The 14,003-nt window shown below is 71.1% G+C and carries 12 protein-coding genes; 4 read left to right on the forward strand and 8 right to left on the reverse strand.

Annotated features, from left to right (window positions below; all coding sequences use genetic code 11):
• Nucleotides 1-43: 43 nt before the first annotated feature.
• From WFJ36_RS06170 to WFJ36_RS06205, 8 genes are all read right to left on the reverse strand, one after another.
• Complete coding sequence (locus WFJ36_RS06170; RefSeq protein ID WP_336642898.1) at nucleotides 44-1,657, reverse strand: ABC transporter substrate-binding protein; 1,614 nt, start codon at nucleotides 1,655-1,657, stop codon at nucleotides 44-46.
• An 82-nt stretch (nucleotides 1,658-1,739) separates the two neighbouring features.
• Complete coding sequence (locus tag WFJ36_RS06175) at nucleotides 1,740-3,266, reverse strand: serine hydrolase domain-containing protein (RefSeq protein ID WP_336642899.1); 1,527 nt, start codon at nucleotides 3,264-3,266, stop codon at nucleotides 1,740-1,742.
• Nucleotides 3,263-3,976 carry a type 1 glutamine amidotransferase gene (locus tag WFJ36_RS06180; protein WP_336642900.1) on the reverse strand — a complete coding sequence of 238 codons (714 nt, stop codon included), beginning with the start codon at nucleotides 3,974-3,976 and terminating at the stop codon, nucleotides 3,263-3,265. The genes WFJ36_RS06175 and WFJ36_RS06180 overlap by 4 nt, the downstream gene beginning before the upstream one ends.
• On the reverse strand, nucleotides 3,973-5,103 hold the full coding sequence (locus WFJ36_RS06185; protein ID WP_336642901.1) for a dipeptidase: 1,131 nt from the start codon (nucleotides 5,101-5,103) through the stop codon (nucleotides 3,973-3,975). Before WFJ36_RS06185 ends, WFJ36_RS06180 begins: the two co-directional genes overlap by 4 nt.
• The gene (locus tag WFJ36_RS06190; protein ID WP_336642902.1) at nucleotides 5,087-5,974 is read right to left on the reverse strand and encodes an aminotransferase class IV; all 888 of its coding nucleotides are present in this window, start codon (nucleotides 5,972-5,974) and stop codon (nucleotides 5,087-5,089) included. Before WFJ36_RS06190 ends, WFJ36_RS06185 begins: the two co-directional genes overlap by 17 nt.
• Nucleotides 5,975-6,006: 32 nt before the next feature.
• A complete protein-coding gene (menC, locus tag WFJ36_RS06195; protein WP_336642903.1) occupies nucleotides 6,007-7,155 on the reverse strand; it encodes an o-succinylbenzoate synthase in 1,149 nt (382 codons plus the stop codon).
• Nucleotides 7,152-7,841: a MurR/RpiR family transcriptional regulator gene (locus WFJ36_RS06200; RefSeq protein WP_025104992.1), complete on the reverse strand. Its 690-nt coding sequence runs from the start codon at nucleotides 7,839-7,841 to the stop codon at nucleotides 7,152-7,154. The genes menC and WFJ36_RS06200 overlap by 4 nt, the downstream gene beginning before the upstream one ends.
• Nucleotides 7,838-8,614: a GNAT family N-acetyltransferase gene (locus WFJ36_RS06205; RefSeq protein ID WP_336642904.1), complete on the reverse strand. Its 777-nt coding sequence runs from the start codon at nucleotides 8,612-8,614 to the stop codon at nucleotides 7,838-7,840. Before WFJ36_RS06205 ends, WFJ36_RS06200 begins: the two co-directional genes overlap by 4 nt.
• 93 nt (nucleotides 8,615-8,707) lie before the next feature.
• On the opposite strand from WFJ36_RS06205, the gene WFJ36_RS06210 reads away from it, so the two are divergent.
• The 4 genes from WFJ36_RS06210 to WFJ36_RS06225 all read left to right on the forward strand — a co-directional run bounded on the left by WFJ36_RS06210 (nucleotide 8,708) and on the right by WFJ36_RS06225 (nucleotide 14,002).
• Nucleotides 8,708-9,856: a M20/M25/M40 family metallo-hydrolase gene (locus WFJ36_RS06210; RefSeq protein WP_336642905.1), complete on the forward strand. Its 1,149-nt coding sequence runs from the start codon at nucleotides 8,708-8,710 to the stop codon at nucleotides 9,854-9,856.
• 313 nt (nucleotides 9,857-10,169) lie between these two features.
• Entirely contained in the window at nucleotides 10,170-11,975 is a 1,806-nt protein-coding gene (locus tag WFJ36_RS06215) for an ABC transporter substrate-binding protein (protein WP_336642906.1), read from the forward strand.
• A gap of 72 nt (nucleotides 11,976-12,047) precedes the next feature.
• Nucleotides 12,048-13,091, forward strand: coding sequence for an ABC transporter permease (locus WFJ36_RS06220; protein WP_060921166.1), 1,044 nt, complete (start codon nucleotides 12,048-12,050; stop codon nucleotides 13,089-13,091).
• Nucleotides 13,088-14,002, forward strand: a complete 915-nt coding sequence (locus WFJ36_RS06225; RefSeq protein ID WP_082758500.1) for an ABC transporter permease — start codon at nucleotides 13,088-13,090, stop codon at nucleotides 14,000-14,002. Before WFJ36_RS06220 ends, WFJ36_RS06225 begins: the two co-directional genes overlap by 4 nt.
• The last annotated feature ends 1 nt before the right edge of the window (nucleotide 14,003 follow it).

Consider the following 14,003-nt stretch of genomic DNA (forward strand, 5'->3'; position numbering starts at 1 on the left):
TCGATCACCCCGCCCGCTCCCTCGATACGACGGCCGCCGGATGTCAGCCGAGGCTCACATCGTAGAAGAGCGGCCGCCCGTAGAGGTCGTAGTCCAGACCCTGCACGCGCTCGCCGACCGCCGTGATCGCCGAGGGGCTGTAGAGCGGGACGATCGCGGTGTACTCCGCGTTCCACTCCTGCAGCTGCGTGTAGAGCTCGTTGCGGGCGTCCTGATCACTCGACGCGACGGCCTCTTCCAGGAGCGCGTCGATCTCCGGATCGCTCACCTGCGAGGCGTTCTGGAAGCCGTCGGTGTGCAGGTGCGCGCGGAGGAAGTCGGCGTCCACGCCGGAGAAGCCCCAGTCGGTGAGGTCGAACGTCTTGGGCTCGTACTGGGCGTTGTAGGCACCGGGCTCCAGTTCCTCGCGCTGAACCTCGAAGCCGATGGCCTTGAGGTCAGACTGGATCGCGTTGGCCAGCGCCGCGCGGTCGTCGGGGACCGGGGTCCAGGCGATCCACCGCACGGACAGGCGCTCGCCGTCCTTCATGCGGATGCCGTCGGCGTCGCGCTCCGTCCACCCGGCCTCGTCGAGCAGGGCGTTCGCGGCGTCCTGATCGAACGGCCAGGAGTCCTCCAGCGACGCGTCGTAGCCCGGGGTCGTGCTGCCGAGGACGCTCCATGCCCGCGGGAACTGTCCGAAGTAGATCTCCTCGACCGCCGCGTCGACGTCGATGCCGCGGGCGAACGCCTGCCGCACCTTCTCGTCGGCGAAGACGCCGTACTTCTCGTTCAGGTAGAGCGAGTACGGCAGTCCCGGGTACTCCACCGAGTCGACCGTGACGCCGGCGTCGTCCAGACCGGCGACCTGGTTCGGCGGGATGTTGCTGGCGAGGTCGGCTTCGCCGCTCTCGATCACTCCGGTGCGCACCGACGCCTCCGGCTGGATCTGCACGCGCAGCGTCTCGAACGCCGGCGCCTTCGCCTCGTGCGGGCCCCAGGCGTAGTCGTCGTTGCGCGTGTAGACGATCTCCTGGTCGGCGGTGTACTCGGTGAGCACGAAAGGTCCGGTGCCGACCGTGACGTCGGGGCCGCCCGCCTTGAGCTTGTCGGCCGACTCGGCCAGCACGGCCGGTGAGTAGAAGCCGAGCTGCGGGGTGCTGGCCGCCTGCAGGAACGGCGCATACGGCTGCGTGAACGAGACCTTCACCGTGTGCTCGTCGACGACCTCGGTGCCGGCGTAGAAGTCCGCACCGAGCATGCTCGCCGCCTGAGCCGAGGCGGTCGCCGGGTCGACGATCCGGTCGAAGTTCGCCTTGACGGCCTCCGCGTCGAACGGCTCGCCGTCGGTGAAGGTCACGTCGTCGCGCAGCGTGAAGGTGTACTCCGTGCTGTCCGGTGAGACGTCCCAGCTCTTCGCGAGCCACGGGCTGAACGTGCCGTCGTCCTCCTGGAAGACCAGGGAGTCGAGCACCGCCCGCTGCACCATGCCGGAGACGTCGAGCTGGCTCACCTGCGGGTCCATGTGCCCCGCGGACAGGTTCGCGCCCTCGATCGACCACACGAGCTCACCGCCGTCGCTCTCCGTGGACGGGCCCGCGCACGCGGTCAGCACCAGGGCGGTGGCGGCGGCGAGCGCAGCGAGGGGAAGGAGGCGACGCACAGGGGTGGCGGGCATGGGGATTCCTCAGAACGGACGGGTCGGGATGTCTCCATCCTAGGGCGGTTTTTTGGACCCGGTCGATCTGTGTGACCCGGGATCAGGGCGACGGCAGGATGATCCGGTGTCGCTCTGCGGCCCCGGCCCCTTCCCCCTCGATACGCGTCTGCCCTGGCGCGACGACCGCCGCGCTCACCCCTTGCACGCGAGGCTCCGGCAGCCCGACCAGCCGCACGTCGACGAGGAGGTCGCCGCGGTTCCCCGCGATCCGCCAGCGCAGCTCGGCCTCCGTCGCCGCGGCCACCACACGGTCGGGGAACGGATCCTGGTCCGCGCGGAATCCGCCGATCTCCTGGACCTGTGCCTCCAGCCGGGCATCGCGGACGCCGGCCGGGATGTCGTCGAGCACATGGTCGGCGAGGAACGGGTACGTGGCGGCGGGCCGTCCCGAGCGGATCGCGGCGTCGAGAGCCTGCGCGGCGGCGACCGTCACCGCCCACGGGTGCAGGATCGCGGAGGGGGCGTCCGTCCGTTCGAGCAGCTGCTGGAGCGCAGCGCCTGCGATCCGCCGGGCGCCGAACTCGTCGGAGTTCCCGAAGGCGACGACGCCGATGCCGCTGGCCGCGTGCCAGCGCATGTGCGCCGAGAATCCGGGAAGACCGCCGGAGTGCTGCACGATCCGCCCGAACCGCCGGTCGTCCTCGACGAAGAGGCCGTAGCCGTAGCCGGCCCCCGCGAGGTCGCGCCCGTCGAACATCGCCGACGGCACCGGGATGGGGGTGCGGGCCTGCTGCAGCTCCCGTCGCGACGCCGGAGCCAGCACGGCGGGCGCCAGCGGGTCGTCGGTGAAGGCCGAGCCGAGGAACCACATCCATCTCGCGATGTCGTCGACGGTGCTGAACATGCTGCCGATGCAGCCGAGCGCGCCGGACCCCACGAACGGCTCGGGGCGGAACGTGGCGCCGTCGTCGAAGGTCCGGAACCCGCAGGCCAGCGCCTCGGCCGGATACCCGTCCGCCACGTGCGCCGTCCGGTCCAGCCCGAGGGGCTCGAGCAGGGTCTCCCGGATCACGTCCTCCACGGCCCGCCCCGTCACCGCTTCCACGACGCGGCCGAGCAGCGACTGGCCGAGGTTGGAGTACTGGTAGACGGTTCCCGGCGCAGCCGCGAGCTGCACCCCACCCGCGAAGAGTGCGGCGATCTCCGTGCGGGAAGCGCCGAGATGGCGGTCCACCCAGGCGTTGTCCTCTCCCAGGCCCGAACGGTTGGAGAGGAGCAGGTCGCCGGTGACCTCGACGTCCGCATCGCGGTGCCGCAGTCGGACCTCCGGCAGATAGGTGCGGATCGGCGCGTGGAGGTCGAGCAGGCCGCGGTCTCGAAGGGAGAGCACGGTGGCGGCCAGGAAGCTCTTGGACATCGAGGCGATGCGGAAGACCGTGTCCCGCGTCGTCGGGGCCTCATCGGCGCGTGGATGGCCGTGGGTGAGCACTGCGCGGATGCTTCCCCGTTCGGCCACCGCGGAGATGGCGGCCGGAGCGGCATGACGCGCGCGCTCGTCCAGGCCGTGGCGGAGGGCCTCCGCGGCGGACTCGGCGGTGACGAGGAGATCCGCATCCTGCCCGGTCATACGGGGACCCCGGCGCGCACCTCGTCGGCGAAGGCCTCGATGAGCGCGCGGCTGGCCGCGGTGTTGTGGTCGTGCACGCGCTCGGCGGCGGCGATGAGGGCGGGAAGCGAGCGTCCCTCTCCCCGCAGTGCCGCGTCGTCCCAACGGGCGAGGTCGGCCGCGGAGGCCTCGGGATGGAACTGCACCCCGCGCACTCGCGCCCCCAGCCGGAAGGCCTGGTTCTCGACAGCGGCGCTCGTCGCCAGCAGCACCGCCGCGGATGGCAGCCGCGTGATCATGTCCTGATGGTTCTCGATCATCGGAGCCTCATCGCCGAGGGCCGCGAACAGGGCATCCGCACGTCCTGCCGCGGTGGGGCGGATGGGGGTCGCGCCGCGTTCGATGGGTCCGGTCTTCTCGGCGACCTCGCCGCCGGCCACGTGGGCGAGCAGCTGACCGCCCAGGCAGATGCCGAGGGTGGGGAGGTCACGGTCGATGGCCTCCGCGGCGAGCGCCCGCTCGGCCGCGAGCCACGGCGCGCGATCATCGTCGTCCGGCATGAGCCCGCCGCCCAGCATGACGAGTCCGGCGTAGCCGTCCAGGGAGGTGGGCAGCGGCTGCTCGGCTCCCACGACCTCGTCGACGTCGATCGCCTTCTCTCGCAGCCAGGTGCCGAGGCGGCGCGGGCCGGAGCTCGCGGAGTTCACGATCACGAGGACGCGCGGGGTCACAGCGCGCCCTCCCGGATCGTCGTGTCGACCGCCGGCACGAGCGCGGCCGCGGCCGGCTCTCCTGCGCCGCCCGCGAGGAAGGCCTCGTGGTCGGGGTCCGACGCCTCCAGCACGCGGAGGACGTTCTCGTGCGCCGCCGCCCGGAGGTCGTCCTCCGACCAGCCGCGATGCCGAAGCTCGGCGAACAGCGTCGGGTACCCCGAGACGTCGCCGAGACCGTCCGGCATCGCATCGGAGCCGTCGTAGTCGGCGCCGATCCCGACCGCCTGTGCGCCGGCCACGCGACGCACGTGGTCCAGGTGATCGGCGACGTCCGCGACGCCGACGCGCGGCGCCTCTCCCTCTCCCCCGGCTTCCCACCAGTCGCGGCGGGCCTGCGAGACGAACGTGGGGACGAACGGCACCATCACGACGCCGCCCTGCGCGCCGATCGCGGCGAGCACGTCGTCCGGCACGTTGCGGGGGTGGTCGCACAGGGCGAAGGCGCCGGAATGGCTCACCATCACCGGGCGGGTCGTGACCTCCAGGGCCTGCCGCATGGTCGTCGGAGCGACGTGCGAGAGGTCGACGAGCACACCGATGCGGTTCATCTCGCGCACCACCTCGCGTCCGAAGTCCGTCAGACCGCCGTGGCGCGCCTCGTCGGTCGCCGAATCCGCCCAGGCGATCGTCCGCGACCAGGTGAGGGTGAGATACCGCGCGCCGAGACGCGCGAATTGCCGCAGCACGGCCAGCGATCCGCCGAGCTGGTCGCCGCCCTCGATGCCGATGAGCGAGGCGATCCTCCCCTCCGCCATCGCCGCACGCGCGTCGGCCGCCGTCCGAGCGATCGCGAAGCGCTGCGGGTGGGCGTCGACGAGGCGGTGCACGAAGTCGATCTGCTCGAGCGTGGCCACCACCTGCTCCGCCCCCTCCAGCACGGGATCGACCCAGACCGACCAGAACTGGCCGGCGACCCCGCCCGCGGTCAGTCGCGGCAGATCCGTCTGCGTGGCCGCCACCGCCCCGGAGAGCTCCGCGACCCGATAGCCGAGCAGCGTCCTGCTCGCCCAGGCCAGATCGTTGTGGCCGTCGATCACCCGATCGATCGGCAGGTCCGCGTCGACCATCTCAGTCCTCTCGTCCATCCAGCACCGCGTTCATCCGCGCGGTGAGTACCGGGTCCACAGCGCGCGCGACGCCGTCCAGCTCGCGCACGGGCACCGCACCCCGGGTGCTGGAGCAGAGCCAGAGGGCGTCCGCCCGCTCCAGATCGTCCCGCACCATCGGACCGACGCGGGAGGGCACCTCGGCGAGTCCCGCGAAGACGTCGGCCTGGGTCGTCCCGGGGAGCACCCCGTACTCGGGCGGTGGCGTGACCAGCGCCCCGTCGAGCCGCGCGATCAGCGTCGACCGCGGCCCTTCCAGCACGAAGCCGTCGGCGCTGACGAAGACGACGTCGTCCGCACCCCGGATCCGCGCCTCCCGCAGTGCCGCCTGGTTCACCGCGTAGGCGAGGGACTTCGCTCCCTGCAGCAGCCAGGGCGCCGTCTCCATGACGTCGTGCCGGTACCCGCGGTCGAGCACCACTGCGGAGACGCCCCACGCGCGGACGGCCTCCGGATCCTCTCCCGCGAAGCCCAGCACCCACCCCGTCGGGCCGGCCGCGTCGATCTCGTCCCCGCGGGTCATCGCGAACTTGATCGAGGCGATCTCCCCGTCGCGGAGCACTCCGGGGCGGGAGACCTCGGCGGCCGCGCGGCGCACCGCCCGCGCCCACCGCTCGCGGTCTGGCGCGGGCAGCCCCAGGAGCTGCGCCGAACGCTCCAGCCGCGCGAGATGCGCCTCCAGGGCCTGCGGCCTGCCTCCGCGCACGACGGCGGTCTCGAACACGCCGTCGCCGCGGGTGACGCCGAGGTCGGTCGCCCGGATGATCGGCTCCCGTGGATCGACGGCATGGATCCCGTCCTCCGCGGGCTCGGCGGCGAGATCGAGTCGGTACAGCAGCAGTGCGCGCATGGGATTCCGCTCTCGCAGGGTTCGGGGGCCGGTCAGCCCGCGGTCAGGACGGCCTCAGGGGCCTCGGCCGCGGAGGAGTCGAAGACGCGGGACGCGTCATGGGCGATGCGCTCGGCGAGCACCTCGTGCCCGATCCCCGGTCCGGTGGGGACCGTGACGCGACCGGCGACGGCGGTCACCGGAGGCGCGATGATGTCCGACTCGTAGTACTTGTCCGATCCCGACACATCCGACGGCAGCAGGAAACCGGGGAGCGAGGACAACGCGACGTTCGCGGCCCGCCCGACGCCGAACTCGTGCATCCCGCCGCACCACACGGGGATGCCCGCGTCCCGTGCCACGTCGTGCGCGGCGCGGGCGACGGTGAGCCCGCCCATCCGCGACACCTTGATGTTGAGGACCCGCCCCGCTCCCAGCCGGATCATGGTCCGCAGGTCGCCGAGGTCGACGACAGACTCGTCCAGGCACACGTCCGTGTCGAGCCGCGCCTGCAGATCGGCGTGGGCCACGAGATCCCGTGGCGCGAAGGGCTGCTCGATCATGGTCAGCGCCTCGCGATCCAGGCGCGCGAACACCGCGGCCGCCCGCTCGTCATCGGCGTAGGCGCCGTTCGCGTCCACGTGGAGATCCAGATCGGGGTAGGCCCCGCGCACCGCACGCACCGGCTCGACATCCCATCCCGGAGCGATCTTGAGCTTGACGCGGGGGTAGCCGGCGGCGCGCTGCAGCTCCACCTGGGCGAGCAGCTCGTCGATCGACGGCTCGATGCCCAGCGACACCCCCGCGACGACCTCGTCGCGCGTCCCGCCGAGGGCCGCGGCGAGCGCGATCCCCCGCCTCCGGGAGACCAGGTCCCACACCGCTCCGGAGAACCCGGCCTTCGCGAACTCGTGCCCGCGGACCCGCGCCCACGACGCCTCCAGCTCCGCCGGCTCCTCCCCCTCGGCACGCAGCAGCGCGGGCACGAGGTACCGCGTGGCGATCTCCCACGCGGTGACCGTGGTCTCCGCACCGTAGAACGGATCGGACGGCGACGCGATCTCCCCCCACCCTGTCTGGCCGTCGGCATCGGTGACCTCGGCGAGCACGTGCTCGATGCCGGACTTGCGGTGCGAGCTCGTCTCGAAGCTGTGACGCAGCGGCTGACGCAGGGCGAAGAGCCGGACGCGGACGACCCTCACGCGTCCTCCTCCGGGCGGGCCCGCGCGGTCTCGGGGCCGTAGAGACCCAGGCGCGCCACCAGCCGGTCGCGCTCGGCCAGCCGCCGACGCGCTCCCTTCGCGCTCGCCGTGGTGAGCGCGCTCAGCAGATGGCACACGGCCGCGACCGGAGTCGGCGAGTCGGCGTACGACGCCGATCCGGTGCGCACCCGGATGAGCGAGGTCGCGATGGATGCGAGCGGGGCGTCCTCGCTGTCGGTGATGACGACGAGCTGACCGCCCGCCTCATGGAAGAGCCGCCCGAGCCGGACGGTCTCCTCGCGGTAGCGCCGCAGCGAGAACGCGATGAGCACGTCGCTGGCCCGCACGTCCGTGAGCACGGTGAGCGGCTGCAGCGCGTGCCCGTCGACGAGGAACACGTTCGACAGCGTCGCCGAGAGATCCGCGTTGAGGAGCTGCGCGTACGCCGCCGCCTTGCCCTCGCCGGCGACGTACCGTCGCCGGGCGCCGAGCAGCAGCGCGGCGGCCTGCGGGACCTGAGCCGAACGGCTGAGCTCCTCGAAGGTCTGGGCGAGCGTGCGCTGCTCCGTCTCGATGATCCGCGCCTGGATGCTCTCGGCGGAGAGGTTGGTGCGGATGCGCTCGCCGTAGCGGTCTCGCGGAGAGACGAGGTCGCGATCCTCCTGGTCGTGATCGTGGTCGTTCATGCCGTGCCCTCCCCGGGTGTCGCGCGGTAGACCGCCGTGTCGTCGTCGAGGCGGGTGGCCCCGACGAGGACGTCTCCGCGGCGGAACACCGCGGTCATCGTCCGCTCCAGCTCCCGCCGGAGCACTGCGCGAGCCTCGACGTCGAGCTCGCCGGGACGGGTCGGGATCGCGATCCAGGTGCCGCCGTCCGCCGCCACGGCTCGCCCCCAGTCGTCCGACCCGAGCACGGGAGGGACCGGGAGGGACCGGTGGGAAGGCCGTTCGGCGGCGTCCAGGTCCCACGAGACCACCAGGCGGTCGGTGTCGGGGCGGGCGTAGTAGTCCCGCTCGTAGGCGATGCCGACGGCCCCGAGGGAGCTCAGGTTGAAATGGGCGTTGCGCGAGAGCAGCGGATCGAACGTCCACCGCATCGTCCGCTGCCCCCAGCGCACGGCCACGTCACGCTGCGCCCGCTTGAGGGCCTGGCCGACGCCCCGCCCCTGATATGCGGCGTCCACGGCGGCCGCCTGCGAATAGTGGAAGGAGGCACCCGCGGTGTCGCAGCCGGCGAAGCCGTACGCGAACCCGATCAGTTCCCCGTCGTCGGCGAAGGCACCGACCGCGGAACCGCCGTTGCGGGCGAGGGCGGTGAGCAGGTTGGCGTTGAGGGCGTACTCGTTCTCCGTGTAGGCGAAGACGCGGGCGTACAGCGCGGCGGCCTCACGGAACTCGGTGTACCGGGTGAGTTCGCGGCAGCCGTGGGCGACACCGGCGGCCACCGAAGAATGAGGCACGATACGTTTCCTAAGATCGAGGAGTCCTGCTGCTGAGAGCGATGCTATCGGCGGGTTGCGGGGCGATCAAGGGGCAAGATACGGTTCGTAACCGTGACGACTCTCTCGGCAGTGCGCGACGGGGACCATCCTTCCGACGACATCATCGCACTCGTGCGCGAACTCGTGCTGATCGAGACGCCGAGCCGCGACACGGAGGCGAGCGCCCGCATCGCCGACCTGCTGTCCGCCTGGTTCGCCGGCGTCGGCGGCAGCGTCCAGCGGATCCCGCACGAGCTCGGGACGGATCTCGTCATCGACGTCCCCGGCACCGGAGACCCGGTCCTCCTCATCGGCCACACCGATACCGTGTGGCCGGTCGGCACCCTGGCGGACGACCTGCCGTGGGCCGAGGACGGCGATGTCGTGCGCGGCCCCGGCGCGTACGACATGAAGGCCGGCATCGTCGTGATGCTGGAGACCCTGCGACGCCTGCAGCCCCTGCCGCTCGCGCAGCGGCGCGCCGTGCGGATCGTGCTCGTCGCGGACGAGGAGATCGGCTCCCCCGTCTCGGGCACCCTGATCGCGGAACGGGCCAGGGGCGCGGCCTGCGCCATCGGATTCGAGTCCCCGCATCCCGACGGCGCCCTCAAGGTCGGCCGCCGCGGCAGCGCCCGGGTGCGCATCGCCGTCACCGGACGCGCAGCCCACGCCGCGCTCGACCCCGAGCACGGCGTCTCCGCGATCGACGAACTCGTGGACCAGCTCCTCCGGGTCCGCGCGATCGTGGCCGACCCCGCCCTGCCGAGCCCGGTGCTCTGCAACGTCGGCGTCATCGACGGCGGCGCGAGGACCAACGTGGTGCCGGCGCACGCGGCCGCCGAGATCGGCCTCCGCTTCCAAGACCCGGACAGCGAGCAGCGCGTCCTCAGCGCCCTCCAGGAGCTGGCACCGGTGCGCCCCGGCGCCCGCCTCGAGGTCGCCGTGCTGAGCGCCCGGCCTGCCTGGCAGGCCTCGGCGGAGGACACCGACCTCCTCGCCCGGATCGCCGCGGCTGGTGCCGCGCTCGGCCAGCAGGTCGACGGCCGCCCCGCAGCCGGAGCCGGTGACACGAACCTCCTCGGCGGACGCGGGGTGCCGACCGTCGACGGCTTCGGTCCCCGAGGCGGCGGCGCGCATGCGGTGGACGAGCATTTCCTGCGCTCCTCTCTGCACGAGCGCATCGCGCTCCTGCGTGCCGTGCTCACCGTCACGGCGGAGTGACGATACGATTCCGGTTCCCGTGCCCGACCCGAACGGCCCGAGATACGTTCCGGATGTCTGCGACGTGTGATCGACGCCTCCGCGATCGGTTCCGACGTGCGCATCCTGGCATCCGCGTGTTTCCGCCGTGTTACACCACCTCGACAGCCGGCGATCTTTCCCGAGGGCGGCAGATTTCTTCCGCGATACGCATCGAATGTCTTGACCGCGGGGCCGTCTTCCGCTTGCATGGTCAGCACCGACCCGGCTTCACTGTGGATCCGGGCGGCGCCCGAAGGGACCTTCCATGCGTCTTGCCCCCCGCTCCAGAACCGTGCGAAGTCTGACCGCCGCCGCGATCGCCTCCGCGCTCCTCCTCGCCGCTCCGGTCGGTGCCGCTCAGGCGCAGTCCGTCAGCGCCGCCACCGAATCCCCGGCATCCGACACGACGCTGCGGATCGCCACCTCCGGGTTCGTGGACACGTTCAACCCGTTCATCTCGATCTACCTGACGCCGACGAACATCATCCGGTACGTCTACGAGTCGCTCGTGCAGAACGACGCCGAGGACGGCTCCCCCACGAAGGGTCTCGCCGACAGCTGGGAGGCGACCGACGGCGGCCAGACGTGGACCTTCACCCTCCAGGACGACCTGGTCTGGTCGGACGGCGAGCCCATCACCTCCGCCGATGTGAAGTACACGTACGACCAGATGATGACGGTGCCCGCGCTCGGCACCGCCAACGGCAACCTCGTCTCCAACTTCGACACCGTCGAGACCCCCGACGACAAGACCGTCGTGATCACCCTGAAGACCCCGCAGGCCCCGAACCCCGGCTCGGAGATCCCGATCGTCCCGAAGCACATCTGGGAGGAGGTCGACGATCCGACGACCTTCACCAACGACGCCGACGTGGTCGGCTCCGGCCCGTTCGTCCTCGACAGCTACTCGGCCAACCAGTCCATCGTGCTGAAGGCGAACGAGAGCTTCTGGCGGGGCGCCCCCAAGATCGACGCGATCCAGTACGTCTACTACACGAACTCGGACGCCCAGGTGCAGGCTCTCAAGGCGGGCGACGTCGACCTCGTCACCGGCCTCACCCCGACGCAGTTCTCGGCGCTCGAGGGCGTCGACGGCATCACCACGCACTCCGGTGAGGGCCGCCGCTACCACTCGATCAGCATCAACGTCGGCCAGCAGACGCGCGACAACGTGCCCTACGGCACCGGCAACGCCGCGCTGAAGGAGCTCGAGGTGCGCCAGGCCATCCGTCTCGGCACCGACACGGCGACCCTCCTCGACAAGGTCCTGGACGGCGAGGGCACGCTCGCGACGAGCTTCATCCCGGCGTCCTTCCCGAAGTGGCACCTCTCGGATGACGACGACGTGATCGTGGGCTTCGACCCCGAGGCCGCGCAGGCGAAGCTGGACGACGCGGGCTGGGTCCCCGGTGCCGACGGCATCCGCGAGAAGGACGGCCAGCGCCTGAGCCTGCGCCTGCTGACGGACGCGGACGACGCGAACGAGCAGTCCATCTCCGACTTCTTCGTCCCCTGGATGAAGGAGATCGGCATCGAGATCACGGTCGAGTCCACCGACTCCGACACGATCAGCGCGAAGGCCACCTCCGGCGACTACGACCTGTACTTCAGCGGCTGGTCGGTCAACCCCGACCCGGACTACCAGCTGGGCATCAACACCTGCATGAACCTGCCGACCGCGACCGACGGCACCGGCGGCACCACGCAGGACGGGTACTGCAACCCGGAGTTCGACGAGATGTACGCCGCGCAGCGCTCCGAGATCGACGCCGACAAGCGCCAGGAGATCGTGCACGACATGCTCGCGCTGAACTACACCGACACCGCGCAGGTCGCCACCTGGTACGCGAACTCGCTGGAGGCCTACCGCTCCGACCGCTTCACCGGCTTCACCCTGCAGCCGAAGGACGGGGGCATCATCGCCAACCAGGCCGGCTACTGGGGCTACCTCACCGTCGAGCCCGTCGAGGGCGCGACCGCCGGCGGCACCGGCACGAACACCGGGCTCCTCATCGGAGGCGTCGTCGTGGGGGTGGTCCTCATCGGAGGGCTCATCTTCTTCCTGATCCGTCGCCGCAACATCGCCGACGTCGAATGAGTCCGGCGAGACGCCGCGGGTGGCAGGCCTCCGCCCCCGCGGCGTCTCCCGGTCCGCTGTAAGGAGACCCCCATGTCCAACGCGGTTCCCCCGTCCACCTCCGCCATCGCGACGAGCGCCGCGGCCGAGGAGCAGCCGAAGGGCGTCGGCGCCCTCCGCTACTTCCTGGTCAAGCTCGGCGGCGCGGCCATCAGCCTGGCGATGGTGATCCTCCTCGGATTCTTCGCCTTCAAGATCCTGCCGGGCGATCCGGTCGCCTCGATCGCCCGCGAGCGCGGGATGAGCGCCGAGCAGGCCGACCAGCTGCGCGAGCAGCTGGGTCTGAACAAGCCCCTGTGGCAGCAGTTCATCGACTACCTCGGCAACGTCTTCACCCTGAACTTCGGCACGAGCTACGTCTACCGCACGTCGGTGTCCGACCTCATCGGCCAGTACTTCTGGAACACGATCCTCCTCACCGGCACGGCGGCGATCATCGCGATCGCCCTCGGCCTCTGGCTCGGACAGAAGGCGGCCTGGAAGCACGGCTCCACCTTCGACCGCATCGTCTCCGGCACGTCGCTCGTGTTCTGGTCGGTGCCGACCTTCTGGCTGGCCCTGCTGCTCCTGATGGTCTTCGGAGGCACGCTGCACTGGTTCCCGACCGGAGGCATGGTCTCCCCCAACCCGCCCACCGATCCGGTCGGCGCGGTCCTGGACGTGATCTCGCACATGGTGCTCCCGGTGATCACGATGGTCGCGGTCGTGTACGCGCAGTACCTCATGGTGATGCGCAGCTCGCTCCTCGAGGAGATGGGCGCCGACTACCTCACCACCGCGCGGGCCAAGGGCCTCCGGGAGGACCTCGTCCGGCGCCGACACGCCGTCCCCAACGCCCTGCTGCCGACCGTCACCCTCGTCTTCATGCACATCGGCGGCCTCATCGCAGGGGCCGTCACGGTGGAGACCGTGTTCTCCTGGCCCGGGCTCGGGAAGCTCACCTTCGAGGCCATCTCCGGCCCCGACCTCCCGCTCCTGCAGGGCACGTTCGTGGTGTTCTCCACGATCATCATCGCGATGAACCTCATCGCGGACCTCATCTACCGGCAGCTCGACCCGAGGGTGAGGCGCGCATGACCACGGCATCCCCGACCATCCGTTCGCCCCGTGCCCTGGCGTGGCACCGCCGCGGCACCGCCTTCGTCGACTTCTGCCGGCAGTTCGCCCAGCACCGGGCGGGCATGGTGGGCCTCGTCTTCCTCGTGATCGTGGCCCTCATCGCGATCTTCGCCCCCGTGATCGCCCCCGCCAGCATGCTCGACGTCACGAAGCTCGTCGACGTGCAGCGCTTCGCCCCGCCGTCCTGGGAGCATCCCCTCGGCACCGACCATCAGGGTCGCGAGATCTGGGTCCGCATGGTGTGGGGCGCCCGGGTGTCCCTGCTCGTCGGCCTCGCCGCCACCGCGATGTCGATGATCATCGGCACGCTCGTCGGCCTCTCGGCGGGCCACTTCACCGGCTTCTTCGGCGGGCTGATGATGCGCATCATCGACTTCTTCCTCGTGCTGCCGTCGCTGATCCTCGCGATCGTGCTGTCGTCGGTGCTGAGCCGCGGCGTCTGGACGATCATCATCGCGATCGGCCTGACCTCCTGGGCCGGCACCGCCCGCGTCGTCCGCGCGCAGACCCTGTCGGTGGAGTCGCGCGACTACATCGAACGCTCGCGGGCCCTCGGCGCCGGGCACTGGCACATCATCATGAAGCACCTCCTCCCCGGGGTGCTGCCGCTCGTGCTCGCCAACACGACCCTCACGGTCGGCTCGGCGATCATCTCCGAATCCACCCTGGCGTTCCTCGGCCTCGGCGACACCACGCTGCAGTCGTGGGGCTCGATCCTGAAGAACGCGATGGACGTCTCCGCCGCGACCAGCGGCTACTGGTGGTACGTGCTCGTGCCCGGCATCGCCATCGTCCTCGTCGTGCTGTCGTTCACCCTGATGGGCCGCGCCGTCGAGAACATCACCAACCCGACGCTGAGGAGCCGCTGAG

Source organism: Microbacterium sp. MMO-113 (assembly GCF_037148555.1).
GTDB lineage: Bacteria > Actinomycetota > Actinomycetes > Actinomycetales > Microbacteriaceae > Microbacterium.